Genomic DNA, 26,858 nt, shown 5'->3' on the forward strand with positions numbered 1-26,858 from the left:
TCCCGTTTCGGTGGCGTGGCCTGGGCTTGTGCGGACTCCCGTTTCGGTGGCGTGGCCTGGGCTTGTGCGGACTCCCGTTTCGGTGGCGTGGCCTGGGCGCGTACGGACTCCCGACCCGGTGCCGTGGCCTGCGCCTTTTGATCCGGTCCTCGACGAGTCGATGTCAGTGCCATTGGCTACGGTGCCTCTCATGCCGGATGCCGAAGACGTACGCCGTATCGCCCTCTCCCTGCCGGACACGACGGAGAAGATCGCCTGGAGCATGCCCACGTTCCGGGTCGCGGGAAAGATGTTCGCCACGCTGCCCGAGGAGGAGACCTCCATCGCCGTGCGCTGCCCGAAGGAGGAGCGCGACGAACTCGTCCTCGCCGAGCCCAGGAAGTTCTGGATCGCCGACCACGAGGCGAGCTTCGCCTGGGTCCGGGTCCGCCTGACCGCCCTGGAGGACGACGACGAACTCCGCGACATCCTCGCCGACTCCTGGCGCCAGGCGGCCCCGCCCCCACTGCTCAACTCCTATCCGGAGTTGGGTCTCCCGTCCGCCGACTGAAATCCTTGAGGCGTTGTCAGCGCCCCGTGGCATGATCCGGCGACAGGAGTGGAGAGCGGGACACTCGGCTCCGCGGGGGAGTTGTGGGGCATTGGCAGAGCATGGCAGGGGAGGGGTGCGACCGGATGGCCGGGACGTCATCGGGCGAGAAGCCGCCGTGTGCGTCGGAGACACCGCACGGAGCTTCGGGGACTCGGCGGGGAGCTTCTGAGCAGCGACCCGCAGTTTCCGAGGAGTCGCACGAAGCCTTTGGGGCACTGTCCGAAGCCGCTGACGCGCCGGTCGAAAGGGCCATCGGCCGTCATGACATCGTTGCCGCGGACGGGCCCCGGCGGCCCGTCTGGTCCCGGGACTTCGCGCTGTTCTTCGTCGCGCGGGCCCTCGCCCGGCTCGGCGACACCATCCTGCCGGTGGCGCTCGCCGCCGGACTGCTGCAGTACGGGTACGGGGTGGGCGCGGTCGGCCTGGCGATGGCCGCGTCTGCCGCCTCCTTCGCGGGACTGGTGATCTTCGGCGGGGTCATCGCCGACCGGTTCAGCACGCGCAAGCTGATGATCGGCGCCGACCTGGTGCGGCTGGTCACCCAGTCCCTGTGCGCCGTGCTGTTCTTCACCGACCATGTGGTCCTCTGGCAGGTCTGCGCGATCGGCGCCGTCAACGGCGTGGCGGGCGCGGTCTTCCAGCCCGGGGTGGCCAGCACGGTGCCCCGCCTGGCCGCCGACGTACAGGGGGCCAACGGAGCCATACGGATCGCCGAGTCCGCCGCCCAACTCGCGGGCCCCGCCCTGGCAGGCCTGCTGGTCGCGTTCGCATCGGCCGCAGGGGTCTTCGCGGCCCACGCGGCGACATACGCGCTCAGCGCCCTGTGCCTGCTGCTGCTCCGGCTCCCCTCGGCGGCACCCGGAACCCACACGCATGGCGGCAGCTTCAAGGCCGATCTTGCCGAGGGCTGGCGGGAGTTCAGATCCCGGACCTGGCTGTGGGGCGTCATCGTCATCTGGTGCGTGTACATGATCTCCATCTGGGGCCCGGCCGTCCCCCTGGTGGCGACGGAGGTCATCCAGCAGCACGGCCCGCGCGCCTACGGCCTGGTCAACTCCGCCCTCGGCGCCGGTACGGTCATCGGCGGACTGATCGCGCTGCGACTCCGCCCCCGCCGCATGCTGCGTGCCGGCTCGTTCGCCCTCTTCGCCTTCGCCTGCTTCCCGGCGTCCGTCGGGGCGGGGCTCGGCGTGGTAGCCATGTCGACCGGCGCGGTGATAGCGGGCGCGGGCATGTCGCTCTGGGGTGTGATGTGGGCGACCAGCGTGCAGACGCAGGTCGCGCCCGACGTCCTCAACCGCATCCACGCGTACGACGTCGCCGGCTCCCTGGCGATGATGCCCGTCGGCCAGGCTCTCGCCGGCCCGGCCGCCTCGGTCCTCGGCGCGGACCGTGTTCTCCTCATCGCGGGCGTCATGACCCTCGTCGTCTCGACGGCCCTGCTCTTGGTGCCCGCGATACGCAACCTTGTGCGCGTCGACGCCCCCGTGTCCCGGCCGCGTACGACCGGGGCGATACCCGAGGCCGCGGGGCGGGAGATGCGCTGAGTCGGTTCCGCGGCACTGCTTCCGGAGCTCCGACAGTCACACCCGGACCCGCGCTCCCAGGAATCCGTCGATGCGCTCGCGCAGCGACCGCGCGTCGAGGCCGTGTGCGGCCACGTGCTCGTCGATGTTTCCGTAGCGGCGCAGCTCACGGCGGCCCACGCCGAGACCGAGGACGCGGTGGGGCACATCGGCGAGCGCGTCGTTCGCAGCGGCGGTGGAGGTGCCGGCCAGGTATGGCTCGACGAGGACGACGTCGGTGCCGGCGGTCCCGGTGGCCCGGCGCAGCGCCGCCGTGTCGAACGGGCGCACCGTAGTCGCGTACAGCACGGTCACGTCGAGCCCTTCCGTCGCGGCCAGCACGGCGTCGAGCATCGGCCCGACGGCGACGACCACTCCGGCGCGCCCTTCGCGGACGGTGAGGAAGCCTGTTCCGTCGACCGTGAGTCCCTGCGCGTTGGACTGGACGGACAGCCGCACATACACCTTGTCGTCACCTGCGGCGACGGCGTGGCGCAGCAGCGTCTCGGCCTCGTCCGGGTGGCCCGGGACGTGCACGGTCCAGCCGTCCAGCGTGTCGAGCAGAGCCACATCGCCCGGCGCCATGTGCGTGAAGCCACCCGCGGGCCAGTCGAAGGACGCGGCGGCACTGACGAGCACCGCGGCCGCGTCCTGGTGCCCGAGGTCCAGCTTGACCTGCTCGAAGGGCCGCTCGACGAGGAAGCTGGCGAAGGTGTGCACCACCGGTCGCAGCCCCGTCAGCGCGAGGCCCGCGCCCGCGCCGATCAGGAGCTGTTCGCGAATACCGACGTTGATCACCCGATCCGGATGCTTGCGTCGGGCGTCCGCGAAGCCGTCCTTGCCGATCTCGGCGAGCACGACCGCGACCCGCGGGTCCTCGTCGAGCAGTCGAGAGACAGCAGGGGCGAATCGGTCACGCATGGTGTCCATGAGATGTCGTCCTTCCAGGGCGTACGGGTTGAGGTCTGTCGTGTCCGGCGAGGTGAGGTGATGCGCGGTGGGGCCCGGAGGGCAGGCGGGACCGGGGAAGAGCGGAGGCCGCGCCTCAGGCGGACTTCGCCTCGACCTGGGCGACGACGACGCGCGGGCGGCCTGGGTGAGGGGCGGTGAAGGCGGCGTGGAGGGCCTCGTGGTCGCGGCCGTCCACGGTCGCGGCGGACCAGCCTGCCGCCTCGAACCGGGCGGCGATCCCGCCGGGCCGGGCGTGGCTCGCGGAGGAGTTGTCGATCACGACGGTGTGCAGCCGCTCCAGACCCGCGGGCCCGGCGAACGCGATCGCCTCGTGGTTGCTGCCCTCGTCCAGCTCCGCGTCGCCGATCAGCACCCAGACGCGCGGCTCGTCGAGTCCTTGTGCCCGCAGCCCGAGCGCCGTGCCGACGGCGATCGGCAGCCCGTGCCCGAGCGACCCGCTGCCGATCTCGGCGCCCGGCACCAGCACCCGGTCCGGATGGTGCCCGAGCGGGGAGTCGTACGACCCGAATCCGGGCAGCCACTCGACCGGGACGAATCCCTTCGCCGTGAGCACCGCGTAGTACGCCATCGGTCCGTGCCCCTTCGAGAGCAGGAACCGATCCCGCTCCGGATCGCCCACCCGCTCGGCCCCGATCCGCAGTACGCGGTCGTACAGCACCCACAGCGCGTCCAGGGTGGACGTCGCCGCCGGACCGTGCTTCTCATCGCCGGTCATCAGCCCCATCAGCCGGGGCAGGTCCGCGAACTCGTAGCTCTGCTTCGCCGTGATCGTCATGCTGACGATCGTGCAACCTCAACCAAACTTCAGGTCAACCCCACCCCGTGTCGCCCCTCGCCCCGCAAAAACGCGTGCGCGACCACCGGCACGAGTGCGGTATTGTTTCCGTGCACGTTCGACCAGGGGAAACCCCAGGTCAGACGGGCACCGGGACGTGGCGCAGCTTGGTAGCGCACTTGACTGGGGGTCAAGGGGTCGCAGGTTCAAATCCTGTCGTCCCGACTGGAGACAGTCGCAGATCAGGGCCGGTTTCGGAGGCATCCGAAACCGGCCCTTGATCATTCTTGGGGACCGGTTGGGGACCGGCGTCCTTGACCGAGGTCAGCGGGTCACGACGATCGGGCTCGGCAGCGAGCGCGGTGCGCGCAACACGCTGAGGTGCGCGGAGAGCGCTGCCCTGTCGAGACCGCCCTGGCCGCCGCTGACACCGCCGCGCGGCTGCGGGACCGCCTCGCCGCCGGCGAGAAGATTTCCGGGCCCGCCGCCCGACGAGCCCTCACTGCAGCAGTCCAGGCGCCACGATTCGAGGGCCGTACCGTCACCCAGAAGTTCGCCAAACAGGCTGCCGACTACCTGGCCCGCGACGGCCTGGTCCTCTTCGACAACCCGGACGCTTCGCTGATCTGCGTCTTCAAGCGCGACAACGCGCTCTGCGAACCAGGCCCCGACGCAACCGCCCCGAACCAGTTCGACTGCCGCCCCGGCTGCGGGAACGCCGTCCGCCTTGACAGCCACGCGACCGAACTGCTGGAAGAGACCGACCGCATCGACAAACTCGCGGCCCTCTCCCCTCAGCCGCTGGCCAGGCGCCTCCGCATCGCCGCCGAGCAATACCGCGCCACCGCCGACACTCACCACGCCACCGCCCAACCTGCCGAGGACCTGTCGTGACCGAGCAATCCACCGACGAGCGGACACGCATCCGTGCCGCCATGGACCGGCTACTCACCGGCCAGCCCACAGCCTCCGACGGCGCACTGACCGTCGTCGCTCTCGCGGCCGAGGCCGGTGTTCACCGCATGGCCCTCCAGAAGCGCCATGCGGACCTGAAGACCGAGTTCTACGAACGCGTCCGCACCGAGACGAAGCAACCCCCGGAATCGGAAAAGCGGCTCCGCAAGACCGTGTCCGACCTGAAGGAAACCGTTGCCGCGCAGAAGGCCGAAATCACGGCGCTCCGGCACCAAGTCACTCAACTCGCACTCGCGAACGCCGTCCTCACCCATCAAGGCAGGAGGGCGGGGAAGCCCCCGGAAGAGGTGCCGGACAATGTCGTTCCCCTCCATACGACGGGAGGGTGACCACCTGCCCTATTCTGCCCGCCGGATGGCCATCCACAGCGGTACCCACTCTCCCTTCGGGGCACCATCGTGCCGAAGCCGATGTTCACGAGAGCGGGAGGTATCCCGCCCCTGGCAGGCGTGGCTTGTGGAGCCAGGCTCCGTTGGTGAGGGGCCCGGGGCCGGTGGCTTGATCGGTCGATGAGTCTTGATCGCTGCCGGGCCTGTTGATTAGCTGGCGACATGACTGATCTTGGACCTGTTGCCTGGCCACCTGCCCCGATCAGGACCGAGAGGCTCGTGCTTCGTGAGCCCGAGGCCCGGGACCGTGCGGCGTTCATCGAGCTGCTTGCCTCGCCAGAGGTGCACACCTACCTCGGCGGCCCCCGCCCGCGTAACGAGCTTGAGCGCGAGATGCCCGGGATACCCGAGCGGTGGCCCGGGAGTTTCGTCGTTGATCTCGACGGGACGATGATCGGCCAGATCCTGCTCAGGAGAGCACCGGAGCACAGTCGCCCGGCTGCCGCGGGGAAGGTCGATCTCGGCTACATGTTCCTGCCTCGAGCGTGGGGATTCGGGTATGCCGCCGAGGCGTGCGCGGCGGCACTCGACTGGTTCGACGGCGTCCTTCCCGGCGAGCCGGTGGTGCTCCACACCCAGACCGCCAACGTCGACTCGATGCGCCTCGCGGCAAAGCTGGGGTTCACCGAGGTAGAGCGGTTCCATGCCTGGGACGCCGAGCAGTGGCTCGGCGTGCGGTCCCCGATCACTCAGTCCCATTGAGTTCGTGCTACAGCGCGGATCCGCAACTCGACAGCCCTACCGGCACCGAACTTGGCGCTGTTGAAATTCGTGAACATCTCACCAGACGAAGACGACCGGGCGCCGCCCGAAGCGCTGCCTACGGAGACCTCAAGTCTGAACACAAGAACTTGACTGGGAACACCACTCCGTGCCGTAGTTGATCAAGCCTGCGGAAGACAGCGCGCGGCCCAGCGCGGCCCGGTTCGTGCGGGCCCGGTCGCTGAGGCCGGGTGCGTCGGTGTAGCAGGCGCCGTCGGACTCCTCCGGGGAGGCGTTGACGCGCGTGCCCATGTCCAGCTCGCGGCCCTCGTGGTCGGTCAGCGTCACGTCCACGGCCGCGCCGGCGGAGTGCCGCGCGATCTCCGGAGGCGAAACGAAGCGGCTGGCGGCCTGACGAAGCTCTGCTGGCGGCCAGTCCGGGTTGGCGCGGGAGAGCTCCTTCGAGTACTCCTCGAAGTACTGCCGCTGCAGCGCCGGGGGCCGGTACCCCTCGATGAACAGCAACCGTAGCCCGTCGGGCAGTAGTGACTGGGCGTGCAGCAGCCGGCTGAGGACTCCGTGCCGGACGTGGGCCCAGGCCCCAGTGGCGTCGCGTTTGCGGTCGTCGACCGTCAGGCCGTGTGCGCGGACATCGACGAGATCCTCGCCGCAGTCCTGCACGGGGATCGCCGCGACCCTCGAATCGGACATCAACACAATGCCGTCGCTGTTCATGTGTTCCCCCAGGTGTCGACGTATGCGGCCACGCCGGTACGGCGGGCCTCCTCCACCGCGCGGAGTCGCGCGAAGTCGCCTTTCGGCATCAGCGGCTGCCACTGCTGAAGGGGCAGGACACGGGCCTCGTCGTGCTCGCGCGCGTCGAGCGTGATGGCGCGGATCTGTTCGGCGGTGAGACGCCCGCCGTCGAAGACGAGCTGAAGGGTGCTGTAGGGGCGCTGTGCCCGGGGCTGCCCGTACACGGTGGCCAGCAGCCGGGGCGGACCCTTGACGCTCATGCCGGTCTCCTCCCGGCACTCGCGCACGGCCGCGTCCCAGGGCCGCTCGCCCAGATCCATCGCGCCGCCGATCATGTGCCAGGGATGGGAGGGGGAGTTGACGGAGTGCAATTGCAGGGGCCGGTCTTCCTCGTCGGTGACGTACAGGCACACGAACGCGACCGCCTTGGGCAGTGACTGGGCGTACTGCTCCGGCGGCACCCACGTCTCCTCCGGCTGCGCGTCGTGCGCCGCGACGGCGTATTTGCTGTGCCGGGTCATCCGCATCAGTGCCGGGCTGCCGCTGAAGCCGAGTTCCCGGTACAGCGGCGCAGCCTCCGCGCTGGTGTGCAGCTCGAATAGGGTGATGTGTTCGTCGGCCAGGTGGTCAACGAGCGTGCCGACAACGGCCCGCGCGTAGCCGCGGCGACGGTACTGGGGATGGGTGGCGACCATCTGCACGCGAGCGGCCAGCCCGTGCGGGTAGGACGGCGCCGCGAGAACCGGGTGGATCAGCCCGAGAGCACAGGCGACCGGCCCACCGGTGGGGGAGTCGATGACGAACGCGCGCGCGTCGCCGTCCGGCATCAGACGGACGGCCAGCTCGTCCGCGCACCGCCGGATCCACTGAGCGCTCAGTGGCGTCGACAGGATGTACGCGGAGCGCAGCTGGATGATGGCGGCGGCGTCCTGTGGCGCAGCCGCGCGCACCAGGAATTTTTCAGCGGCGCGCCGTTCGCCGTGCGGGGTGGCGGGATCAGTGTGCACCGGGTTGCTCCTTCGACGAGAGGGTCGCGTCGTGCTTGGCCCGCAGCCGGGCCAGCGTGCGGTGGCCGCGTTCGACCAGCTCGGGATCACCGTGGGCGGCCCCGTACGCGATCCCGCTCACGGAATCGAGAGCTGCGTCGATGACCAGCCGGGCCTCCTCGGCGGCGGTCAGGGACCTGCCGTACCCGGCCAGAAACGCCTCGAAGAGGTCGGGGCGGCCGACCCAGGCGTCGGACAGGCGGACCAGATCCCGTACGGCCGGTCCCGGCTCACTGCGCTCGAGGTCGATCACCGCCACGAAGACGTCGGGATCGTCCGCCTCATCTGCGGCGTCGGGGGTGTAGAGGATGTTGCGCGACTGGAAGTCCCCGTGGGTTTCCACCCATTCCAGCGGCTGCAGATCCTCGGCCTGCCGGACGAGCTTGCGGACGAACGCCTCATCGCCCGGGTTCAGATGGGGCCGCGCTCCGGCCAGGTGCCGGTCGGCCTTGGTAACGGCCGGGCCACTGCCGGCAGGCGCGGGCCGTGCGGGAGAGGACTGGTGGATGCGCTGGGCCAGCGCGCCGATCCGGTGGAAGACCGCCCTCTGCCGATCCGGGGCAAGGACGGCGCCGTGCAGCGGACGGCCCGGCACCGCGGTGAGTACCACCGCCAGCAGCTTCTCGTCGGCGGCAACCAGTCGGGGTGCGGCCGCGCCCAGTGCCGGTGCCCACGTTCGCAGTCCCCGTACTTCCCTGCCGTGGAACTTGTCGTTCTGGTGGACCTTCACGTACCAGGTGCCGCCCTGGATGCCTTGGGCCCGCCAGACGCGGCTGTTCTCGCGCGCCCACGACGCATCCGTCCACTCGGTGATCCGACCGACCGCCCGCTCGGCGAACTCCACGACCGCAGCGTCGGGACAGCTGGCGAACGCCCGGCCGGTGATGTCCGGCACGATCCGCAGACGGTCGGTGCCAGAGTCGAAGGCGATGGCGTCTCCGGGCAGTTGGAAGTGCACGGCGAGACGTGCACCGGCGGAGTAGGCGTCTAGGCCAGCCCGGCAGTACGCCACCATCCCGGTAGGAAGGGCGTCCAGGGGCGTCCAGTCCATGGCGTCACAGACGTCCGGCTCCGCGATCCGGGCCGGGCCCTGCCACCGCCGGACCTCGAAGAAGTATCCGGTGCGGGAGGCCCCTCCGGGGCTGCGGTGGTGCACAGTCACGGCGGCCCGCACGTCGGCCGGTTCGATGACGACACCGGTCTCCTCCCGCGCCTCGCGCACCAGGGCGGCGACGACGTCCTCGTGCGGACCGTCCAGATGCCCCGAGGGCAGGTGCCACAGGCCGGCGGCGTACACCTGGCCGGCCCGCCGTGACAACAGAACCTCCGGACCTGCCGCGCTCTCCCGCAGCAAGATCAGATGGACGTCCACCGGCTCGGTGTGCCGCTGCCCGCCGCTCACCGCGAACCACCCGGACGCCGGGCGAGTAGGACCGTGAACACGGCCTCCTCCAGCAGCGATCCGCTGGCTGCGAGCTCATTGAGCAGCGCCCGGGCCTCGTCCTCGAACGCCGCGTGCCGCTCCCCGAAGAGCTCGGCCCCGGCGAAGGACGTGGTGCGCAGGTAGCCGAGCACCCCCTCCGGCGTCCAGGAACGTGTGACGGGGACGCGGTGCTCGGTCACCTCGCTCCACGCCGAGTCGGCGAGGTCCTCCTGGAACGGGCGGACGGGCTCGGGGTAGTCGCCGAGCACTCCGGCGCGACGCCTGGGCCCCAGGTAGCGCTGGATCAGGTCGCGCAGTGCCCAGGTCCAGTCGGCCTCGTACGTCCATAGGCTGCCGTCCCCCATGATCGCCAGTGTGGCCTGCGGGGCGGCGATCCGGTGCGCCATCGCCAGCACGTCCGGGCCGCTCATCCAGTGGTAGGCCCGGCAGCAGGTGATCAGGTCCGGCGTCCATCTATCCTCCCCTGGCAGAGGGGCGAGGGGCGAGGGGCGAGGGGCGAGGGGCGCGTAGACGTCGGCGGAGGTTTGGACGAGGCTGAGGGTGCAGTCCCCGAGCAGGGGCGTGAGCGTGGCCCGGGCCTGGTCGAGCATCGGCCGGCTCCAGTCGACGCCTTCGATGTACGCGAGAGTGGGGAGAGCTTTCAGCAGTGCCCGGGGGACTTGTCCGGTGCCGGTGCCCAGGTCCAGCAGTGTTGGATCGGGAAGGTTCCGGACGGTGTCGGCCAGCAGCTGGGCAGCTTCGGCGGGCACACCCGGCCGGTAGCGGTCGTACTCGGCGGCGGCCATCGCGAATAGTGCTTCCTGGCCCGCAGGCAGGCTCGGGGAGGGATCGTCGGGATAGGTCACGCGGATGCTCCCTCGTCGAGCGCACGGCGGGTGGGAAGGCGCCAGGACAGACGGCCGCACGCGGATACGGCCCGCTGGCCACCGTCCGGCTCGAAGAGGAGGCGGTATCGACTGGGGCTGCCAGCCGCCTGCCACCGGACGGCCAGGTCCTGGAGTTCCTTCCAGATGTCGCGCGAACCGTGGGTGGTGACGTTCCAACGAGAGCGCCCCACCGGCTCCACCCGTAGCCAGGATCCGCAGGCGGGCGCGCCGATGGACAGATGCTCGGCGCCGAAGTCGCGCACCAGCCCCCCGAGCAGGTGGTCTGCGGCCAGCCACAGGCCCCGGTCGTTGTCCGCGGGCGGCGCCAGCATGCTCCGCTGGGCCCAGGTGCCCGGCTCGGTGGCGATGCGTTGACGGAACTCCTCGCTCCGCCAGATCCGTTCCATGCCGTGCCCGGCCCGATGGGCGAACTCCACGGCCCGCAGCTCCGCCGTGATCCGCCCTTCGGCGGTGCGCTCGACGACGGCGAGGCCGGGCCACGACGGGGACGCGCCGCTTGCCGCGTTCGTCAGTTGGACGGTGAGGATCTTTGGGACCGCCCTGAGCGAAGGGCCAGCCTGCGCGGTGGGAGGCGCATGCTGACTGCCAGTAGCCTCTGAAGTCCAGGGCCTCTGCATCGTGTAGCGGCTCAGCGTGATTCGATTCGGGGTGGGATTGTCGTCGGTCATGGACATGGACGGCAATCCCACCTTGAATGTCATCATGGAGTTATCAATGAATATCTACATCGATCTGCACGTCGACGGGGCCAGTTCCCAGCACGGAAAGATCGCTCACCGATGGTTTAGTCGCAACATGGTCAGCCTGTTTTCGGGAGTCCGAGAGGAGGGGGTTCCATGGTTTGCATCCGTGGTGACGGATGAGAGTGGACCAACTCAGCGCTTCGAAGGCGACGATGATTGGGATCCCTTCATGGAGAAACTCCCCTGGTCGCCCTACGCGGCCCAGCTGGTCTTCTTTTCCGATGACGTTGAGCGTGGCAGGCTGAGCAGTCTTCCGGCAGGCGTGGCGCCGGAATACAGGACCTTCTCCGCCTCTTTCGAGCACGGGGACGCGGATCTCACTGACCCCGGATTCTGCTCATGGCTCGTGGACTCCTTCATTGGGGTAGCAGCCGACGCGAACCCCGCATTCGGCCGTATCGAATACGGTCAGTTCTCTGAACGAGCCAACCTTGATATCGCATTGAGGCGCAAACCCAGACAAGGTTCGACCGCAAGCAAGTACCTATCCTGGCGTCAGGAATCATCGTTTTGTAGCTATGGGGCATGGCATGAGTATCTTCCTGGCTCTAACGCTACGCAGCAAGATAATAAGGAGTTTCTTCCGTACCACCTGACCGGTCTTGCGCAACTACCTAACGGTCGAGCGAATCTCTAAAGTGTAAACGCGCCTCGAAGTCTACCCGCTGCTCAGGAGTGAGCTTGAGCTGAGAAAGGTTCATTACCACGAGACCGGTAAGCTCGGAAACGTTAGCATCTTTATCGTCGTAAAGCGTCGCCAGAACCTCACGCGTAAACGGGTAGTCGTGATCTATGAGGCCGGGCACGGTGCTTGCAGCAAGCCCTCTGTCGGCTACCTTGTCGCTCCGCACCATTTCACGCACAAGACCCTTAACCCGCTCGGGTTCGCGTTGTGCAAAGCTGCGGACACCTGCCGATAACCCTTCCCACAGTTCATTACATTCGTTCGCATCGTTTCCAGGCTCATCCCGTGTTGATTCAGTCAGGGCCATTAGTGACCTGCCTATGAGCCTGACCTGTTCGTTACTCATTGCCTCAACATTAAATAGACCTATTTGCGGCTCGTATTCATGTTCAGGTTGCGCAGGTGAATTTGATTGTTCATGTGTCATATATCAATCGCACTATGAATGAATTTGATCTCGCTGTCAAGATCAAATGCTGCGGTTGGCGGGTAGATGCATTTCAGATTTCCTCGCCGGAAGTACAGCGGCCGAAGCTCCCTGGCAGGAACCACCCCATCTCCCTACTCTGGTCACCATGCCAACTACAGACGTGAGCGTCCGCACCCTCGACGGTCTCCAACTGGCGGGCACCCTGGTCACACCGGAGCAGCCAGCCACACGCGCCGTGGTGCTCGTTCATGGCGGAGGCGTCACCCGCGAAGAGGGCGGGTTCTTCACGCGGTTGGCGGCGGGGCTGGCTGGAGCTGGTGTTGCTTCGCTGCGCTTCGACCTCCGCGGCCACGGACAGAGCGAGGGTCGGCAGGAAGATCTCACCTTGTCGGCCATCCTCAACGACATCCGAGTAATGCTGGCCTACATCCGGGAAGCCACCGGGGCCGCGGAGATCACCCTGCTCGGTGCCAGCTTCGGTGGGGGCATCTGCGCGTACTACGCGGCTCACCGTCCCGAGGACGTCCAACGGCTGGTGCTCTTCAACCCCCAGCTCGACTACAAGAAGCGCACCATCGACAGCCGGCCGCAGTGGGAGAACGACTACCTCCAGGAGGAGGCAGCCCAGCAGTTGGCGTCAGAAGGCTTCATCCAGTTCACGCCGACGCTTCGCCACGGCCGCCCCATCTTCAACGAGGTGTTTTGGCTGCGGCCCCATGAAGCACTCGGCGACGTGCAGGCCCCTACGCTCATCGTGCACGGCACCAAGGACACGCTCGTACCGTTCGAGTCGTCCAAGTCGGCCGTCTCCCAGTTCCGTGCTCCGTGCCAACTGGTCGAGATCGAGGGCGCACAGCACGGCTTCGCTGTCCACGACGACCCGCAGTACCTGAACCCCCAGAGCCAGGAGTGGCAGGCGTACGTCATTCGCGCCGTGGCGGAGTGGGTAACGCACGACGGCTAACAGGGCCAGGGGTTCGCCACAGTCGGCATGCTCGCAATCTGTATCAGGATGGTCACCGATTGTTCGTCAGCGGCACATGCAGGCCCCGACTGCGCTAAACCATGCTCCATGGCAACTGCTTTGGAGCGATCGCTCCTCATATCGAACATTAGCGTCAACGCCGTCGGTGTCGGCTCCGCAGTTCTGGGTGGGGTTGCCGACGCGCCCGAATGGATACGCCCAGCAGGGATCGTCGTCGCCGGGATCGGGGCTATCTGGGCGCTGTGGAAGTACGTTCCCTTCAGCCAACCAGCAGTTGCCCGCGGCCTGACCCTAGGTCTCACCGCAGTGATCGCCGCAGTGCTGGTGGTATTCACCTGGCCCAATGACGTCTCAAGTGCCAGTGCTTCCTCGGCATCCGCAGAGGCGTCGTGGGCGAAAACCATCGCGCGTCTCAAGCAGGGCATCAAGCCCAGCCATCACGCATCGATCGGATGCACGACTACCGTGTCAGGCACCGGCTGGATTCCGGATCACTTCGACATCTGGACCGCCGTCGTCAACGACACCAGTGGAAACCCTGACACGTCGCGGCTCTTCGGCCTAGAAAAAGCTACCTCGTCCGGTGGGAACTCATGGACGACTGCGCCATTTAGCGTCGGCGTGTCAGAACCCAAGAACGACCATTACTGGATCTTCGTGTATTTGGTCCACGATGACGCAAGCTCCATTCTGACCAATGCCGTGCTCCCCGAAGGAAGCCAGAAGGTAAGCCTCAACCGTCCCATCGAACATGCCACACTCCTTGACCAGATTCCTGTCGAACGTGCGGCACAGGTGAAGTGCTGAACTCGTAGGTCACGTCCCTCACGGCAAGGCTTCGGCGTTGCTATGAGGGACGTGGTGGTCTGTCGGTTCGGCGGCGGCCCGTGAACTCAATCGTCACGAAACCCCAGGGCCCCGGCAAAGTTGTTCTGTAGCCCTGTGACGTGGGATTTTGCGGGTGGAAGAGGTGCGCGGGCGTGGTCCAGTCCGGTTGGATGGAGGTTCCTACGCCTTACCGTCCGACCAGGGGATCACGCCCGCGCCATGCCATCGTCCCTCATCCCTGCGCCTGTTCGCACGCCTGCCCCGGATCATGAGGTCCTCGTCCAGCTGCTTGCCGGGATACCTGATCCGCGCCGTCGGCGCGGTGTCCGGCACCCGGTGGGTGCTCTGATCGCGGTGGCGGTGTGCGCGGTGGTGGCCGGAGCCCGGGGGTTCACCGCGATCGGGGAGTGGGCCCGGGACGCGGGAAGTGCCGCGCTGCAACGGCTGGGCCTGGAGCGGGGCGGGGTGGACGAATCAACGCTGCGGCGCCTGTTCGCCCGCCTCGACGCGGACCGTCTCGATGCGGTGCTGGGAGCCTGGGCCCTGACCAGGACCGCACGTGTCGCGGGCCGCAGGGTGATCGCCATCGACGGCAAGACGGTCCGAGGAGCACGCGGCGGCGGCTCCGCGGCCCCGCACCTGGTCGCCGCCCTCGCGTACGGGTCCGGGGCGGTGCTCGGCCAGGTCGCGGTGAGCGAGAAGAGCAACGAGATCCCCGCCGCCCGACAACTGCTTCAACTCCTCGATCTGGACGGCGTGGTCGTCACGATGGACGCACTGCACACTCAGCACGACACCGCGACCCTGGTGACCAGGGCCGGGGGAGACTACGTCCTGACCGTGAAGGCGAATCAGAAGTCGCTGTACGCACAGCTCAAGGCGCTCCCCTGGGCTTCGATCCCCGCTGTCACCAGGACGGACCGAGGACATGGGCGCCGCGCCACTCGCACGATCAAGGCCGTCGACGTGCCGGCATGGGTCGGGTTCGCCGGGGCCGGGCAGGTCGCCCGACTGCGGCGCACCGTCACCCGCAAGGGCCGACGGACCATCGAGATCGTCTACCTGATCACCAGCGCGGACGCCCGCACCGCGCCGCCCGCCGTCCTGGCAGCATGGACGCAGTCGCACTGGGAGATCGAGAACCGCCTGCACTGGGTCCGCGACGTCACCTTCGACGAAGACCGCTCCCAGATCCGCACCGGCAACGCACCCCGCGTCATGGCGGCCCTGCGCAACACCGCGATCACGCTGCTGCGCTTGGACGGACACCAGAACATCGCCGCCGCCCTACGGCATCACGCACGCGCCACCGACCGCCCCATCAACCTGCTCCTGACAGCGTGATCAACAACTTTGCCGGAGCCCTGCACGAAACCCGCAGAGCCTCGCGGAAGTCCCGTACCGCTGGCCGGCCGTTCCAGCGATCCAAGGTGTGCAGCACCTCGGAGAGGACACGTAGGGTCCGCTCCGACTTCATGGTGTGGGCCACCTCGGCGGACTGGCGGCCGAGCTGCGCGGCCTCGTCAGGTTCACCGCAGAGCGCTATAGCAGCAGCCCGCCGAGCATTGAAGAACCCTGTGTCACGGCGTGACAAAGCCCCGGAGGAGATCGCCTCCCCGAACAGCTCAACCGCCATGCTCGGCTTCCCGGCCTCGGTGTAGGTAACGGCGTTTCGCAGCATGAGGGTGTCTTCGGTGAAATAGGCCCCAAGAGGGTTCGGGTCGTCACCCGGCACGTTGGTAAGCAAGCTGTGCGCTTCGTCGAGCTTCTGCCTGACTGCGTCGAGCGGTTCGCCGGTCATGGCCAGCCCGAGGGCTTCCTGCTGCGTGACCTCGGCCTGCGCCCGCGCGGGCAACCGCCACCGCGTATGGCGAGCGGCCTGGGCCAGGGTGAGCACCCGCAGGGCGTCACGCTCGTCGTAGGCCATCTGCGATTTCTTCAGGAGCACGTACCCCTGCATGGCAGGATCGTCGGCTTCTTGAGCCCACTCCATAGCACGGTCGTACCAGAAGCCGGCCTGCCCAGGCTGGTGGATATCCCGATAAAGCCACCCAGCGAACTCCGCCCCGTCGGCCCCGACCGACAGCAGCTCACGGCGAGCTTTGGGCTTCACTCCCCGGGCATGTTGCTCGATCGCCCCGAGCAACCCGAGCACCACCGGCAGGGTCTTCTTCGGGCCAAGCGCGCCGTCGTCGCGCTTGGCGTCGTCGAGTTGGCTGCGGAAGTAGTCGATGACTGGGCCGCCCTGGTAGCGGCGGGAATCTTCCAACGCGCTCGCGACGCGCTGGAGTTCCTCCAGGCCCAGACCAGGCAGGGCAGCAGCGGCAATGCCGCTGAGGAGGGTTCTACGGTGGAGCGGACTCATGGCCTCGCGATTCGTGCTCGTGGCGTCGCTGTCGGCGGGGAGAGCCGACAGGCTGCCGAGGCCGCTGGTCGCCAGCGCGGAGGCGTCGACCGGCACGAGGACGGTCTGTCCGTTGACCACGACCGGAAGCAGCGCCGAGCCCTGGATCTGGGCTGGTTGCTCGGGCTTCTGGTGGTCGCCCTCTTCCCGCGGCGTTGCGGGAGCGGCGAGCGGGCGATGGCTGCCTCGGAGCTGAAACCACAGTAAGGACGCCGGGATCTTCAGGCTATGCGCCCAACTCATGAGCTTCCCGAGGTCCTGCGGGGCCGCGCCGTTCTCGATTCGCGAGAGCTGAGCCTGGGTCAGGCCGAGCCAGTTGGCGACAACTCCCTGGGAGATGGCCCGTTCGTGGTGCGGATGGGTGCGGTAGGCGTAGAGCACCTTCCCGAAGTGCCAGCTCTCCAGAGCCTCGCGCATCCGCGGGTGTCCCCAGAACTCGGCAGGGAGATCCGGCGGTTGGCCTGCTGAAGAACGCTCCTGGCGGGTGCAGGCACCGCACCGATCTCCGGCATTGTCCCTGGCCAGCCGCGTACCGCACTGGCAGTAGCGGGCCGCTTGCTGTGGTGCCATATTGCCGCCGCTCCCGCCCCGTCTGCCCCTGGCCTTTGCCTACGTAAGCGTATTGCCATATGGGGCCCACGGGCCGCAATACGCCGGACGTATACCCCTTATACGTGGCCGTAGTTGGCCCGCGTGGCTGGCCCCAGCACGCTCGGGAGGCCCCGTTCCCCCAAGTAGAAGCGGGGCGGCAAGGAGCCGACGCCATGACCACTTCGCCCCGCCTCGCCTACGGCTACCTCCGTGTGCTGCCCGGCATGGGCATACAAGACGTGTTGCGCGTGCAGCGCGACCTCGTGAACTTCGCCCAGGAGCAAGGGCTGGTGCTCGCCGATGTGTTCGTCGAGGCCAAGTGGCAGCAGCTCAAAGCTTGGCAGGAAGTCGTGGCCCACTGCCACGCGAAGAACGTACGCCTCGTCGTCATGCCCTCGCCCGAACACCTGCACCAGATCCCGGTGTTGGCGGAGATCATGCGCGACGAGGTCGAGCGGGAGATCGGCGGTCGGCTCTGGTTGGCCGAGCCGCTTGAACGGGACGCCGCTGCCAGGCAGGAGGCGGCCCGTGAACGCTGAGCACTTCGTTAGCCGGCTGGAGCTGGCTGCACAGATCGACACCTCACCCTGGGCCAGGCGCCACGCAAAGGTGGTGCTCAGCGCTTGGGGTCTGCTGGCTGAGCACATCGACACGGTCGAGCTGTGTGTCAGCGAGTTGGTGACCAACGCCGCACGGGTCACAGAAGCGACCCCCGACGCTCCGGTGCCGCGCATCGCGCTGACCCTGCGCCGCCTATCTACCGAGCTGGTGGTCGAGGTGGCAGATGGAGACCACCGCCCACCGGTCCGCAAGGTGAACGTCAGCCCCCAGTCCGAAAGCGGCCGGGGGCTTTTCATCGTGGAGGCCCTCTCCAAAGAGTGGGGATATTTCCAACCGCCTACCGGCGGCAAGGTCGTGTGGTGCGTGCTCGCCCTGGAGTAGATCGTTCTTTTCCGAATTGCGCCTTGGCTGCTCTATCCACTCCTCGCCGCTGGAGCCACATCATGCCTGCCCCGGAAAAGGAACCCGCGTACGGCTACCTACGCGTCCTCGATCTGCCAGACGGTGAAATCGAGGTACTCGAAAAGCAGCTCCACGAGTACGCCAAGGCGCACAACATGGTACTGCTCGGCATTCGCAAGGAACGATACCGGCTGCTGCGGCCCGGCGAGCTTGCGGCCTGGCTCATTGAGAGGCAAGTGCAGCATTTGATCGTTCCGTCGGTGGAGCATGTCACCACACACCCGATTGCACGGATGCTGTTCTGTCAGGCCGTATACCTTGATGCTGGAGCGGAGCTGCATGAGGCGGAGGAGGAGCCCCGTCCCGCACGAAGCTGATGGCTAGCGGAAAGACGGACAACCTAAATCCCGCCTTTCTGCAACATCCCTTCGATCCCCCTGTAGCGCGGATTTTCCTCCCGTCGCTGATGCAGCATTTTTAGCGTGTAGCGAATGAATGCGCCGATGGAATAGTCATCCACCTCTTCGACATACCCTACCCACGCAATGTCAAAGAAGCTCCGAAAGGGCGCAGTGTTAATGAGCCCACAGAGAACATCCTCCTCGCTCTTCTCGGGAAACTTCTCGACAGTGAAGATCACAGCGTGGTGCAGGAAGCGGAGGCTAGTGTCCACCGCACTCAACGCAGCAGCCTCCTTTGCCTCTTCGCTAAGTACGAGCCTAGCTGAATCCCGAACAAGATAGTCGAGTTGCACCTGCTCTCTACGTACGACTCGGCCAACCCAGGCAATGTTGTGCCTGTCGAGCGTCTGAAAAGCCCGCGTCGCGATGCCAGAAAAAACGTGGGCCGAACCAGATATCAGACCGAGGTAGTTGGCAAGATAGATAGAAAAGTATTTGCGGTTACATTCAAGCCCAACGGATAGCAACTCAAGCATCCGAAGAGCGGGGGGATTATCCGAGAGATCCTCAAGCATCCCTCGGATGGAATCACCGAGACTATTTCCGCTTGAAGCTCCATCAACGACGTTCAGGACATTATTCCAGCACTCTTCAGCAAGATGTCTCACGGGAGTGCCCGGGAGAGCCGCGAGCTGCCTTGCAGAATGTTCCACGGCACGGGGATTGCATCCAAGCCGATCGACTAGCATTCCCGGCCAGTCTTCCCCGTTCACGGTGCTGATATTGGAATTGCCCTCTTGGTCAACAGGCTCCCGAGGATTCACAGCAACAGAGCAATAGGCTCGCAGTAGATCTTTCGCTTCACTCTCTCGCATCCCCCTGACACGAATCGTGCCCTTAAGATCGTTATCGTCGAACCAAAGCACCTTACGGCACGTTATGAGAATGAGGGAATTTGGGCGTTCCGGGATGGCCTTTTCGATCAGCTGATACGAAGGAACATCGTCAAAGACAACCACTTCTGGAGCATTCGCATCTACCAGCAGTTCGCGAAAATGTCGCTGAAGCAGAGCATCGCTCATACCGTGGGTTGAGACTCCTCGATTCTCAAGCTCTTCAACAATACTTGCGCTGAGGCTATGCAGCCCCACACTCAGCCAAGCCATTCCGCTCGGCGTTGTTGTACGACTCCGAGCAACCAAGTCAGCAAAATGCGTTTTACCGGAACCCCAAAGACCTGTGAGCTGAATGATTCGCTTGCCGCCTTCAAGGGCAGATTCAAGTTCCTGTTTCAATGCGGGACGAGGAACAAAGCCTGGAGGCTCTGCCAGGGCGAGACTGTCGTCGATTTCCTTGATAGAAGACGTGACTTCAGGGACCTTCGACTTTGGCTCTTCTTGGCGTGGCGCCAGACTCGTCGTGCTTCGGACCGGAAAGTCTTCAGGGGTGAGTTCAAGGAGCGCTTTTGCAAGATGTTCGCGGAAAGGTCTTGTGACATTCTTTCCGAATGTACGAGGGTGCATATCGGAAAGACCTGAAAGTTCGTATACGGCCTCACGGTACTCATCATATCCCGGCCGTTCACCATTAGACTTACGAGGAACCTCGTTATGGCGGAAACTGCATAGGTATTCGCCAATTTCAACCCACGAAAGAGCACTGCCCTCTGGGCCACCCTCCGCGATCTTCTCTTTGATGGCCAACCTGACAACGGTCCGCAAGGCCCAATTCGCATCACGTTCCCACTCCTCCGGATGGAGATGGGAAATGAGATTAGCCAAGTTGGAACACTTCACAGAGTGCTCAGACTTCTTGAAATAGTTTTCGAGCGGACCCTTGGTTGCCCAGCGAAGATCGTCTGCAAGCTGCTCGGCGCTCGGCGGCTCATAACCTGATGCTGTCACGGCAGCAGTATGCCCGAAGCCGTGGTTGCGGGGCTAGATGGTAGATACTCCTTGAGAAGTGAGGCATGCGTTGAAGTCTGCCCGCTGTTCGGCAGTAAGCCGCTCATTGGCAAGTTTACATATTGCGTTATAGGCAGCCTCGGACGCATAGGAATCTTGCGTATCGCAATAAAGGTAGACCAATGCCTCACGGGTGAAAGAGTAATCGTGGTCGATGAGTCCAGCCACGGCATAGGCTGCCAACTCTTGATCCGATGGACAATCGCTTCTCATCGTCGTCTCGACGAGTCCTTTTACGCGCTCCGGGTTACGTTGAGCGAGGCTACGCACGTCCGCCCCTAACCCTTCGAGCATGGCGTTACAGGCGTTCTGCGTATCAATTTCGCCAAGCGTGTCTGACATTGCAGCCAGCGAGCGAGCCATGAGGGTGACTTGCTCATCGCTCATCGCCTCAATATTGAAAAGTCCGACTCGCGGCTCGACTTCTCGTTCCGGCTGTACCGGTGGTTGTGATTTTTCATTTGTCATGTACCGGCCACACTATGAACGAATTTGATCTTCTTGTCAAGATCAAATGCCGTTGAACAGGGGTAACGGCACAGCCTGCCGCTGAATCTGCCGTCAAAGTTGCCGTTGAACGACTGCAACGGCAGCCCCTCTCTACGCGAGGCTTCCTCTCGAAACAACGGCAGAGCCAAAGCACCGAAGAGCCTCTGTTGAAGAGAAAGAAAGGAAACCTCACCACATGAGCGAGATCATGAGGCGGCAGTACCAGCCGCCCATGTCACGTAGAACCCGAGTGACCATCATGACGGTCGCTGAAGAAGCGGATCGAGCAGGCCGGTTCCCGGGCTATTTCGGCAGTTTCGGAATATGCCATGTCTGAGGTTGCCTACCTCAAGCGCACGCAGTTGGAGCTTGAGAAGGCATGTCCGGAAGCGGCCGAGGCACTGGCCCTCATTGCCAATTCCGGAGTCATGGCCATCGCGCGGAGTGTCAGCCGCTTCGGGCAGGAGATCGGCGGATGACCGCCGCGCTTCTCCTCGTGCTCGGCTTCACTGTCGGGTGGGTGGCGTGCTGGGTGGTCACTGAAGCACACGATGCATTCGTCCGCCGGCGGGCCGCCTGCTACCCCGATCCACGCCAAGCAGTCAGCGACATTCGTGCCCGGACCCGCCGCGCCGAAGAACAGATGCGCCGCGTCGCCAACCGGGGGCGCATGTGAGCGGTCTGGAAATCCTAGTGGTCGTCGGAGCCGCATACCTCCTCGGCCACATCCGGCAGTGGCAGAAGAACCGCGACGCGGTCAAGACGGCCGAGGCTCTCAAGCGCATCACCGACGCCATGCGCAATCAAGGGAAAGGAAACGGGGAGTGAGCACCACTTCAGAACTGCGAGCCGTGCGTCAGTGGTTCAACGAGAGCCGCTGGCGACTGCTCGACGGATTCATCGCCGTCAATGACGCGGTCAAGGCCCGAGAAGTCGAAAGCAAGCAGCAGCTTGTTGCCGCGCTATGCGGCCTGGATGAGTTCGCCAACTCGACGGCCTGCGAGGAGTACCGGCCCTCGTGAACAACGGTGGCCTGCTGACGAGCCTCCTCCGGGGGCTCGTCCTACTCCTGGCCGTGGCCTGGATAGCGCGCACGGTCTATGACCTGCTGCTCCCCATGGTCCCGGCCATCGTGGGGGCGGCGGTTCTCGTGGGGATCGTCATGGTCGTCAAGCACTACCGAAATCGCTGGTAAGTGTGCGCGGACCTGTCGCTCACCGGCGCGTAACTGCGCTCGGTGACTATTCCACAACGCTTTATCTCGTCGCATATCCGCGTACCAAAATCGCGGACTCAACAGAGAAACACGGGCGTTTCTTCGCCCGTGCCTTCGGGCGAACATTCGCCCGAAGGCACGGATTCCCCAAAACGATCCATTGCTATATAGCTAAGGATGCTTACCGATGCCTACTTACGTATCGGGGGCACAACGAAAGGAGGAAAACAAGTACGTGACCAACAAGCAACAAATCGAGGGTGATCGGCCGCCTGGCGTACCGCGCCGCTTCCGGACCCTGCTCATAGATCCACCGTGGTCGACGAACCAAATCGGGGCGAAGGGTGCCGAGAGGCACTACCCGGTCATGTCGCCCGATCGGATTCGGGCATTGCCCGTAGCCGAACTGGCGGAACAAAACGCTCATTTGTGGCTCTGGACCACCAACGCCACGCTCCGCGACGGCTACGACATCGCTGCGGCCTGGGGATTTTCGGTCCGTAGCCCGCTCACCTGGGTCAAATTCCGGCTGGGCTTGGGGAGTTACCTGCGCAACAGCACGGAGACGCTGCTGTTCTGCACGCGAGGCGACGCTCCGGTGGGCTTCCGAAGCCAACCGACGTGGTTCAACGCGCCGGTACAGGAGCATTCGCGCAAACCGGATGAAATCTACGCCGTCATCGAGCGTATCTCCGCCGGCCCGTTCCTTGAGCTGTTCGCCCGGCGAGAGGTCCCGAGCAACGAGGACTGGTTTATTTGGGGCAATGAGGTTGAAAGCGACATCATGATCCCCGGTTTTCCGGTACCCAGTGACAAGCGGTACCAGAGTGCCCAAGAGCACACGGCAGGCGACGCCAGGAGGGAGGCATGACGCGGCGCAGACGCAGCCCTCGGCAGCAGCGGCGATTCGTGGTGCGCGGCGTCCAGCGCGCCCCTGTAGATCTGCGGAAGCTCGGCCGTGCACTCATCGCTTTGGCCCAAGCGGAAGCTGAGCGAAAGGCCGCCGAACAACGCCAGGGCGACGGGGAGTGCCAAGATGGCCAACCCCAAGGGTAAGGAGCTGGTGTTCTCCGAGTTGCACCTGCTGCGTCCGCTGGACGAGGCAGCTGTGGCGGTACTGCTCGGGCGTCTGGCGGCCGAACGGACCGCCTCCCGGCTGGTCCTGGAGGTGCGCGCCGATTCCGTCTCTGCTGGCTCGGTGCGCTACCTGCTGGGCTGTCTCCCCAGCGAGGTGCATCACATCCGCCGCTTGCTAGAACACTTCCTTCCGGGGAGCCAGCTTGCCGACAGTGAACCACGTCCGGCTCGGCAGTGGATGGACGCAGCAGGCCGCTTACGGCTTCGCCCACACGGGTTACCACTGCGGAGCGATGTCGCGGAGGCCACCTCGAAGGCACTGCTGTCAGCCTTGAGCGTGCCGCTCGAAGATGGCGAAGCCATGGCCGTACAGATCGTGCTTGGCCCGCGGCGTTCGCCGAGGACCATGCCCACGGACATGCCGGATCCCGGCGCGTCCGTGGTCCAACGGGTGGCGGTGGGCGACATGCCTGCCAGTGCCGACACTCGGGCTCGTATCAAGGAGCGCCGCAATCAGGCGGGGTTCGCGGCCACCATCCGGCTCGGGGTAGCTGGACCAGATGCGCGCCGGCGGCGCAGCCGAATCTTGAGCCTGCTGAGCGCCGTCACGGTGGCGCAGGGGCCTGGCGTACGGATCGACCTCAACCGCGAATCTGCCGACCGGCTCAACCTCGTTCGCCTGCCCTGGCTGTGGCCGCTACGGCTCGGCGTCTCCGAACTGGTCGGCCTGCTCGGCTGGCCCCTGGGCGAGGGCGACTTGCCGGGCAGCCCCCGGCATCCCCGACCGCTGCGAGCCGCCGCGCACGTCCACCGAGGACCACGGGTCTTCGCCCAGAGCGCTGCGCCGGGAGATGACCGTCTGCTCGGCATCTCCCCCAAGGACCAGACGCTCCACGGGATTGCGTACGGGCCGTCGGGGAGCGGCAAAACCAATGGCCTGCTGCACCTCATCTTGGCGGATATTTCGGCCGGTCGTCCGGTGATCGTATTGGATCCCAAAAGGCAGCTCATCGACGACATCTTGGCGAGAATTCCGCAGCGCCGCATACACGACGTGGTCGAGCTGAACGCAGCCGACGAGACACCAGTTTCATTTAACCCATTGGACGTGACTGGACGTGATCCTGACGTAGTCGTGGATGGCATCCTGTCGGTCTTCGAGGCGGTGTTCGCTGAGGGGTGGGGGCCTCGCACGGCAGATATTGCCTCGGCCTCGCTAAGGACGCTGGCCCGAGGTAGCAGCCAGAAAGCGCCCGCCACCCTCGTGGATTTGCCACGGATCCTGACCGACGCTGGCCTTCGACGTCAGTACGTGGGCCGAGTGCAAGACGATGTCGCCCTGGCTCAATTCTGGGCGTGGTACGAGAGCCAGCCTGCGGCGAGCCAAGCGGCCGTAATCGCGCCGTTTATGAACAAACTCCGCCAATTCCTTATGCGGCCGGCGATGGTCCGGATGCTGGATCAGCGCGAGACGCGCTTCCGGCTCCGCGATGTCTTCCGGGAAAACAAGATCGTGCTGGTTCCCCTCAATGAGGGGCTCGTCGGGCCAGGAACAGCCTCACTGCTGGGCAGTTTGGTAATCGCCGAGGTGTGGCAGGCTACGCAGGAACGGGCCAGCGACCCATACGCCAGTGAGCGGCCCGGCACGGTCTACGTCGACGAAGCCCCCAGATTCCTGCATTTGCCCATGTCACTCGCCGACGCTTTGGCCGTTTCGCGTTCGCTGTCGGTGGGCTGGTTCTTGGCTGCGCAGTTCCGCGACCAGTTCCCGCCCGCCTTGCGCAGCGCAGTCGATGTCAATGCGCGCAGCAAGGTTGTGTTCGCCAGCGAGTACGACGATGCCCGCGATATGGCTAAGTTGGCTCCTGGTTTGGAACCCGAGGACTTCATGTCACTGCCGCGATACCACGCCTATGCGAATCTGGTCGCAGATGGTGCGCCTTCCGGCTGGGCGTTGGTCAAAACCTTGCCGCCGCCACCGATCACCGCAGATATCCGGGCAGTGCGAGCGGTAGCCCGAGCTAATTACGCGGCTGTACCTAGAAAGACGGCGGCCAGAAACGAAGCGGCTTCTCTGGAAGAGCCTGCCGTAGCTCGCCCACGCCCGTCAGTTGAGCCGCGCGCCATTGGCCGAAAGAAGCGGCGCGGCCGGAAGTAACCAAGCACTCAGGCGAACATGCTGCCCCGTGTCTTCGGTGCTGTCTTCGCCCCTCGCTTCGCGAGGGCGCCGCACGGCGAGCCTCACCAGGACCGGCAGCTCGGCGGAGAAGTACCCGGTCATGCGAGCCAGGGCGGCGAGAGCCTGGTCCAGGTGCTCGGCCGTACGTAGGTAGCGGGAGACGTAGTCGGAGTGGGGCGAGTAGAGGTGCAGGCCGAAGTCGTTGGTCACCCCGGCTGCCTCGGGCGTCGGCGGGAGCGAGCGCAGCAGGATGAGGAGTGCGTCGGGGCCGGTGACCGGAAGGCGGGCGTGCAGGCCCTCGCTGGTCCGGGCGATCCGGGCGCTCAGTTCCAGCTGGGGAAGGTCGGTCATCACCGACGTCACGAAGTTGTCGGCATCGAACTCGGGGCAGACCGCGTGGACTTCGCGGCCGATGCGGGCGATGCGCTCGGCGTTGAGGGCGGTCTCTTTCAGGGGAACCTTCACGGTCATGGGCAAACCCTAGGGTCGGCTACGGGGACATCCCTCGTGTTCTTGCCGCAGGTCAACCGGTGGAGTGAACACGAGGTTTTCGGCTATCGGACGGCGGCGCGGTACAGCAGTCGGCGGTGGCACCAATCTGTGGGAGCGGGCGCTGGACCCCGATGAGACGCGCATGCGCCTCAAGAAAAGGATCAAGGAGCTAGTGTCCTGCGCCAGGAATTCGTTCAAGATATGAGGCAAGTCGTTCCAGGATCTCGTCCGCGGTCCTCGTCCAGGTGAAGGGGCGGGGGTTCTCGTTCCAGGTCTTGATCCAGTCCCGGATGTCCTTCTCCAGCGCGCGGACGGATTTGTGGACTCCGCGTCGGAGCTGCTTGTCCGTCAGCAGGCCGAACCACCGCTCCACTTGGTTGAGCCAGGACGAGCTGGTGGGAGTGAAGTGCAGGTGGAACCGGGGGTGTGCGGCAAGCCACTTCTGGATCGCTGGGGTCTTGTGGGTGGCGTAGTTGTCACAGATGAGATGTACGTCGAGGTCTACGGGTACTTCCTTGTCGAGTTTGGCGAGGAACTTCTTGAACTCCGCGGCCCGGTGCCGGCGGTGCAGCGAGCCGATGACTTCACCGGTCGCCACGTCCAGTGCCGCGAACAGCGTGGTCACGCCGTTGCGGAGGTAGTCGTGCGTGCGACGCTCGGGCATGCCCGGCATCATCGGGAGCACCGGCGCGGACCGGTCCAGCGCCTGGATCTGGCTCTTCTCGTCCACGCAGAGCACCAGGGCCCGCTCCGGCGGGTCCAGGTAGAGCCCGACCACGTCGCGGACCTTCTCGATGAACTGCGGGTCCTTGCTGAGCTTGAAGGTGTCCACCAGGTGCGGTTTAAGACCGAACGCCTTCCAGACCCGGCCGACCGTGGACTTCGACAGCCCGCTCTCGGCGGCCATGGACGCCCGCGACCAGTGGGTGGCGTCCTTGGGGGTCCGTTCCAAGGTGGCGACGACCAGGTCCTCGATCTGCTCGTCACTGACCTTCCGCGGGGCGCCGGGGCGTTGCTCGTCGGCCAGGCCCTCCAGCCGGCCGGCGAGGAACCGCCGCCGCCACTTGCCCACGGTCTGGGGCCACACCCCGATCTCGGCAGCGACCTCCTGGTTCGACTTCCCGTCCGCGCAGCCGAGGACGATCCGGCAGCGTTGCGCCAGCGCCTGCGAGGATTTGGCCCGCCGTGACCAGCGGACCAGCGTCTCGCGTTCCTCATCCGTCAATGTCAGCTCGGCCATCGGCCGTCCCATACGCGCCACAGCCCAAGGCTACACATCTACATCGAATTCCTGGCGCAGGACACTAG

Annotated in this window: 32 protein-coding genes and 1 tRNA gene; 20 read left to right on the forward strand and 13 right to left on the reverse strand. The window is 65.7% G+C overall.

Annotated features, from left to right (window positions below; translation table 11 throughout):
• Window positions 1-190: 190 nt before the first annotated feature.
• Both OG390_RS44825 and OG390_RS44830 read left to right on the forward strand, forming a co-directional pair.
• Window positions 191-550, forward strand: a complete 360-nt coding sequence (locus OG390_RS44825) for an MmcQ/YjbR family DNA-binding protein (RefSeq protein ID WP_406176052.1) — start codon at window positions 191-193, stop codon at window positions 548-550.
• 125 nt (window positions 551-675) lie between these two features.
• Window positions 676-2,139 carry an MFS transporter gene (locus tag OG390_RS44830; protein WP_406176054.1) on the forward strand — a complete coding sequence of 488 codons (1,464 nt, stop codon included), beginning with the start codon at window positions 676-678 and terminating at the stop codon, window positions 2,137-2,139.
• A gap of 36 nt (window positions 2,140-2,175) precedes the next feature.
• Here the strand turns inward: OG390_RS44830 and OG390_RS44835 are convergent, their stop codons facing one another.
• Together OG390_RS44835 and OG390_RS44840 are read right to left on the reverse strand one after the other, a co-directional pair.
• On the reverse strand, window positions 2,176-3,087 hold the full coding sequence (locus OG390_RS44835) for a transketolase family protein (RefSeq protein WP_406176056.1): 912 nt from the start codon (window positions 3,085-3,087) through the stop codon (window positions 2,176-2,178).
• A gap of 115 nt (window positions 3,088-3,202) precedes the next feature.
• Window positions 3,203-3,904: a transketolase gene (locus OG390_RS44840; protein ID WP_406176058.1), complete on the reverse strand. Its 702-nt coding sequence runs from the start codon at window positions 3,902-3,904 to the stop codon at window positions 3,203-3,205.
• 151 nt (window positions 3,905-4,055) lie between these two features.
• Between OG390_RS44840 and OG390_RS44845 the strand changes: the two genes are divergently transcribed.
• From OG390_RS44845 to OG390_RS44860, 4 genes are all read left to right on the forward strand, one after another.
• Window positions 4,056-4,129: transfer RNA gene (locus tag OG390_RS44845), tRNA-Pro, on the forward strand.
• Between the two features lie 156 nt (window positions 4,130-4,285).
• Window positions 4,286-4,798 carry a hypothetical protein gene (locus OG390_RS44850; protein WP_406176059.1) on the forward strand — a complete coding sequence of 171 codons (513 nt, stop codon included), beginning with the start codon at window positions 4,286-4,288 and terminating at the stop codon, window positions 4,796-4,798.
• Window positions 4,795-5,208 (forward strand): hypothetical protein, encoded by a 414-nt coding sequence (locus OG390_RS44855; RefSeq protein WP_406176061.1) that lies wholly within the window; start codon window positions 4,795-4,797, stop codon window positions 5,206-5,208. Before OG390_RS44850 ends, OG390_RS44855 begins: the two co-directional genes overlap by 4 nt.
• Window positions 5,209-5,430: 222 nt before the next feature.
• Window positions 5,431-5,970, forward strand: coding sequence for a GNAT family N-acetyltransferase (locus tag OG390_RS44860; protein ID WP_406176062.1), 540 nt, complete (start codon window positions 5,431-5,433; stop codon window positions 5,968-5,970).
• A 129-nt stretch (window positions 5,971-6,099) separates the two neighbouring features.
• Here the strand turns inward: OG390_RS44860 and OG390_RS44865 are convergent, their stop codons facing one another.
• Genes OG390_RS44865 through OG390_RS44885 form a run of 5 tightly spaced genes read right to left on the reverse strand, consistent with a single transcriptional unit; the run spans window position 6,100 to window position 10,777 of the window.
• Complete coding sequence (locus tag OG390_RS44865) at window positions 6,100-6,681, reverse strand: M15 family metallopeptidase (protein ID WP_406176064.1); 582 nt, start codon at window positions 6,679-6,681, stop codon at window positions 6,100-6,102.
• Between the two features lie 20 nt (window positions 6,682-6,701).
• Window positions 6,702-7,733 carry a GNAT family N-acetyltransferase gene (locus OG390_RS44870; RefSeq protein ID WP_406176065.1) on the reverse strand — a complete coding sequence of 344 codons (1,032 nt, stop codon included), beginning with the start codon at window positions 7,731-7,733 and terminating at the stop codon, window positions 6,702-6,704.
• Complete coding sequence (locus tag OG390_RS44875) at window positions 7,723-9,174, reverse strand: phosphotransferase (protein ID WP_406176067.1); 1,452 nt, start codon at window positions 9,172-9,174, stop codon at window positions 7,723-7,725. Before OG390_RS44875 ends, OG390_RS44870 begins: the two co-directional genes overlap by 11 nt.
• On the reverse strand, window positions 9,171-10,061 hold the full coding sequence (locus OG390_RS44880; protein ID WP_406176069.1) for a class I SAM-dependent methyltransferase: 891 nt from the start codon (window positions 10,059-10,061) through the stop codon (window positions 9,171-9,173). Before OG390_RS44880 ends, OG390_RS44875 begins: the two co-directional genes overlap by 4 nt.
• A complete protein-coding gene (locus OG390_RS44885) occupies window positions 10,058-10,777 on the reverse strand; it encodes a hypothetical protein (protein ID WP_406176070.1) in 720 nt (239 codons plus the stop codon). Before OG390_RS44885 ends, OG390_RS44880 begins: the two co-directional genes overlap by 4 nt.
• Here OG390_RS44885 and OG390_RS44890 point away from each other — a divergent pair.
• Window positions 10,770-11,483: a hypothetical protein gene (locus OG390_RS44890; protein WP_406176072.1), complete on the forward strand. Its 714-nt coding sequence runs from the start codon at window positions 10,770-10,772 to the stop codon at window positions 11,481-11,483. The genes OG390_RS44885 and OG390_RS44890 overlap by 8 nt on opposite strands.
• Here the strand turns inward: OG390_RS44890 and OG390_RS44895 are convergent.
• Window positions 11,461-11,958, reverse strand: coding sequence for a hypothetical protein (locus tag OG390_RS44895; protein WP_406176074.1), 498 nt, complete (start codon window positions 11,956-11,958; stop codon window positions 11,461-11,463). The two genes, OG390_RS44890 and OG390_RS44895, sit on opposite strands and share 23 nt — an antisense overlap.
• Window positions 11,959-12,106: 148 nt before the next feature.
• Between OG390_RS44895 and OG390_RS44900 the strand changes: the two genes are divergently transcribed.
• The 3 genes from OG390_RS44900 to OG390_RS44910 all read left to right on the forward strand — a co-directional run bounded on the left by OG390_RS44900 (window position 12,107) and on the right by OG390_RS44910 (window position 15,118).
• Window positions 12,107-12,925 carry an alpha/beta hydrolase gene (locus OG390_RS44900; protein WP_406176075.1) on the forward strand — a complete coding sequence of 273 codons (819 nt, stop codon included), beginning with the start codon at window positions 12,107-12,109 and terminating at the stop codon, window positions 12,923-12,925.
• A 108-nt stretch (window positions 12,926-13,033) separates the two neighbouring features.
• Window positions 13,034-13,753 carry a hypothetical protein gene (locus tag OG390_RS44905; protein ID WP_406176076.1) on the forward strand — a complete coding sequence of 240 codons (720 nt, stop codon included), beginning with the start codon at window positions 13,034-13,036 and terminating at the stop codon, window positions 13,751-13,753.
• A 240-nt stretch (window positions 13,754-13,993) separates the two neighbouring features.
• Window positions 13,994-15,118, forward strand: a complete 1,125-nt coding sequence (locus tag OG390_RS44910; RefSeq protein WP_406176077.1) for an ISAs1 family transposase — start codon at window positions 13,994-13,996, stop codon at window positions 15,116-15,118.
• Here OG390_RS44910 and OG390_RS44915 read toward each other — a convergent pair.
• On the reverse strand, window positions 15,096-16,595 hold the full coding sequence (locus OG390_RS44915; RefSeq protein ID WP_406176078.1) for an XRE family transcriptional regulator: 1,500 nt from the start codon (window positions 16,593-16,595) through the stop codon (window positions 15,096-15,098). The two genes, OG390_RS44910 and OG390_RS44915, sit on opposite strands and share 23 nt — an antisense overlap.
• A gap of 347 nt (window positions 16,596-16,942) precedes the next feature.
• On the opposite strand from OG390_RS44915, the gene OG390_RS44920 reads away from it, so the two are divergent.
• The 3 genes from OG390_RS44920 (at window position 16,943) to OG390_RS44930 (ending at window position 18,109) form a co-directional block, all read left to right on the forward strand.
• Complete coding sequence (locus tag OG390_RS44920) at window positions 16,943-17,308, forward strand: hypothetical protein (protein WP_406176079.1); 366 nt, start codon at window positions 16,943-16,945, stop codon at window positions 17,306-17,308.
• Complete coding sequence (locus OG390_RS44925; RefSeq protein WP_406176081.1) at window positions 17,298-17,711, forward strand: ATP-binding protein; 414 nt, start codon at window positions 17,298-17,300, stop codon at window positions 17,709-17,711. The genes OG390_RS44920 and OG390_RS44925 overlap by 11 nt, the downstream gene beginning before the upstream one ends.
• A gap of 62 nt (window positions 17,712-17,773) precedes the next feature.
• Window positions 17,774-18,109 (forward strand): hypothetical protein, encoded by a 336-nt coding sequence (locus tag OG390_RS44930; protein WP_406176082.1) that lies wholly within the window; start codon window positions 17,774-17,776, stop codon window positions 18,107-18,109.
• 23 nt (window positions 18,110-18,132) lie between these two features.
• On the opposite strand, the gene OG390_RS44935 is transcribed toward OG390_RS44930, so the two are convergent.
• Both OG390_RS44935 and OG390_RS44940 read right to left on the reverse strand, forming a co-directional pair.
• Complete coding sequence (locus OG390_RS44935; RefSeq protein ID WP_406176084.1) at window positions 18,133-20,037, reverse strand: NB-ARC domain-containing protein; 1,905 nt, start codon at window positions 20,035-20,037, stop codon at window positions 18,133-18,135.
• 33 nt (window positions 20,038-20,070) lie between these two features.
• On the reverse strand, window positions 20,071-20,565 hold the full coding sequence (locus OG390_RS44940; RefSeq protein WP_406176086.1) for a hypothetical protein: 495 nt from the start codon (window positions 20,563-20,565) through the stop codon (window positions 20,071-20,073).
• 350 nt (window positions 20,566-20,915) lie between these two features.
• Here OG390_RS44940 and OG390_RS44945 point away from each other — a divergent pair, with 350 nt between their 5' ends.
• The 7 genes from OG390_RS44945 (at window position 20,916) to OG390_RS44975 (ending at window position 25,037) form a co-directional block, all read left to right on the forward strand.
• Complete coding sequence (locus OG390_RS44945) at window positions 20,916-21,065, forward strand: hypothetical protein (RefSeq protein WP_406176088.1); 150 nt, start codon at window positions 20,916-20,918, stop codon at window positions 21,063-21,065.
• Window positions 21,062-21,262 carry a hypothetical protein gene (locus tag OG390_RS44950; protein ID WP_406176089.1) on the forward strand — a complete coding sequence of 67 codons (201 nt, stop codon included), beginning with the start codon at window positions 21,062-21,064 and terminating at the stop codon, window positions 21,260-21,262. Before OG390_RS44945 ends, OG390_RS44950 begins: the two co-directional genes overlap by 4 nt.
• Window positions 21,259-21,414: a hypothetical protein gene (locus tag OG390_RS44955; protein WP_406176091.1), complete on the forward strand. Its 156-nt coding sequence runs from the start codon at window positions 21,259-21,261 to the stop codon at window positions 21,412-21,414. The genes OG390_RS44950 and OG390_RS44955 overlap by 4 nt, the downstream gene beginning before the upstream one ends.
• Window positions 21,411-21,608, forward strand: a complete 198-nt coding sequence (locus tag OG390_RS44960; RefSeq protein WP_406176093.1) for a hypothetical protein — start codon at window positions 21,411-21,413, stop codon at window positions 21,606-21,608. Before OG390_RS44955 ends, OG390_RS44960 begins: the two co-directional genes overlap by 4 nt.
• Window positions 21,605-21,781, forward strand: a complete 177-nt coding sequence (locus OG390_RS44965) for a hypothetical protein (protein ID WP_406176094.1) — start codon at window positions 21,605-21,607, stop codon at window positions 21,779-21,781. Before OG390_RS44960 ends, OG390_RS44965 begins: the two co-directional genes overlap by 4 nt.
• Before the next feature lie 256 nt (window positions 21,782-22,037).
• Window positions 22,038-22,673 (forward strand): MT-A70 family methyltransferase, encoded by a 636-nt coding sequence (locus tag OG390_RS44970; RefSeq protein ID WP_406176096.1) that lies wholly within the window; start codon window positions 22,038-22,040, stop codon window positions 22,671-22,673.
• A gap of 165 nt (window positions 22,674-22,838) precedes the next feature.
• Window positions 22,839-25,037, forward strand: coding sequence for a type IV secretory system conjugative DNA transfer family protein (locus OG390_RS44975; protein WP_406176098.1), 2,199 nt, complete (start codon window positions 22,839-22,841; stop codon window positions 25,035-25,037).
• On the opposite strand, the gene OG390_RS44980 is transcribed toward OG390_RS44975, so the two are convergent.
• Both OG390_RS44980 and OG390_RS44985 read right to left on the reverse strand, forming a co-directional pair.
• Window positions 24,987-25,529 (reverse strand): hypothetical protein, encoded by a 543-nt coding sequence (locus OG390_RS44980; RefSeq protein ID WP_406176100.1) that lies wholly within the window; start codon window positions 25,527-25,529, stop codon window positions 24,987-24,989. The two genes, OG390_RS44975 and OG390_RS44980, sit on opposite strands and share 51 nt — an antisense overlap.
• 190 nt (window positions 25,530-25,719) lie before the next feature.
• A complete protein-coding gene (locus OG390_RS44985) occupies window positions 25,720-26,802 on the reverse strand; it encodes an IS630 family transposase (protein ID WP_406177445.1) in 1,083 nt (360 codons plus the stop codon).
• Window positions 26,803-26,858: the final 56 nt, after the last annotated feature.

Source organism: Streptomyces sp. NBC_00996 (genome assembly GCF_045162675.1).
Taxonomy (GTDB): Bacteria; Actinomycetota; Actinomycetes; order Streptomycetales; family Streptomycetaceae; genus Streptomyces.

Coding starts and splice junctions, on each gene's coding strand:
- OG390_RS44830 (WP_406176054.1), top strand. CDS start 676: ATGGCCGGGACGTCATCGGGCGAGAAGCCGCCGTGTGCGTCGGAGACA.
- OG390_RS44860 (WP_406176062.1), top strand. CDS start 5,431: ATGACTGATCTTGGACCTGTTGCCTGGCCACCTGCCCCGATCAGGACC.
- OG390_RS44905 (WP_406176076.1), top strand. CDS start 13,034: ATGGCAACTGCTTTGGAGCGATCGCTCCTCATATCGAACATTAGCGTC.
- OG390_RS44945 (WP_406176088.1), top strand. CDS start 20,916: ATGTCTGAGGTTGCCTACCTCAAGCGCACGCAGTTGGAGCTTGAGAAG.
- OG390_RS44975 (WP_406176098.1), top strand. CDS start 22,839: ATGGCCAACCCCAAGGGTAAGGAGCTGGTGTTCTCCGAGTTGCACCTG.
- OG390_RS44895 (WP_406176074.1), bottom strand. CDS start 11,958: ATGACACATGAACAATCAAATTCACCTGCGCAACCTGAACATGAATAC.
- OG390_RS44930 (WP_406176082.1), top strand. CDS start 17,774: ATGCCTGCCCCGGAAAAGGAACCCGCGTACGGCTACCTACGCGTCCTC.
- OG390_RS44890 (WP_406176072.1), top strand. CDS start 10,770: ATGGACATGGACGGCAATCCCACCTTGAATGTCATCATGGAGTTATCA.
- OG390_RS44865 (WP_406176064.1), bottom strand. CDS start 6,681: ATGTCCGATTCGAGGGTCGCGGCGATCCCCGTGCAGGACTGCGGCGAG.
- OG390_RS44940 (WP_406176086.1), bottom strand. CDS start 20,565: ATGACAAATGAAAAATCACAACCACCGGTACAGCCGGAACGAGAAGTC.
- OG390_RS44900 (WP_406176075.1), top strand. CDS start 12,107: ATGCCAACTACAGACGTGAGCGTCCGCACCCTCGACGGTCTCCAACTG.
- OG390_RS44835 (WP_406176056.1), bottom strand. CDS start 3,087: ATGGACACCATGCGTGACCGATTCGCCCCTGCTGTCTCTCGACTGCTC.
- OG390_RS44985 (WP_406177445.1), bottom strand. CDS start 26,802: ATGGGACGGCCGATGGCCGAGCTGACATTGACGGATGAGGAACGCGAG.
- OG390_RS44910 (WP_406176077.1), top strand. CDS start 13,994: ATGCCATCGTCCCTCATCCCTGCGCCTGTTCGCACGCCTGCCCCGGAT.
- OG390_RS44825 (WP_406176052.1), top strand. CDS start 191: ATGCCGGATGCCGAAGACGTACGCCGTATCGCCCTCTCCCTGCCGGAC.
- OG390_RS44840 (WP_406176058.1), bottom strand. CDS start 3,904: ATGACGATCACGGCGAAGCAGAGCTACGAGTTCGCGGACCTGCCCCGG.
- OG390_RS44980 (WP_406176100.1), bottom strand. CDS start 25,529: ATGACCGTGAAGGTTCCCCTGAAAGAGACCGCCCTCAACGCCGAGCGC.
- OG390_RS44950 (WP_406176089.1), top strand. CDS start 21,062: ATGACCGCCGCGCTTCTCCTCGTGCTCGGCTTCACTGTCGGGTGGGTG.
- OG390_RS44915 (WP_406176078.1), bottom strand. CDS start 16,595: ATGCGCGAGGCTCTGGAGAGCTGGCACTTCGGGAAGGTGCTCTACGCC.
- OG390_RS44885 (WP_406176070.1), bottom strand. CDS start 10,777: ATGTCCATGACCGACGACAATCCCACCCCGAATCGAATCACGCTGAGC.
- OG390_RS44920 (WP_406176079.1), top strand. CDS start 16,943: ATGACCACTTCGCCCCGCCTCGCCTACGGCTACCTCCGTGTGCTGCCC.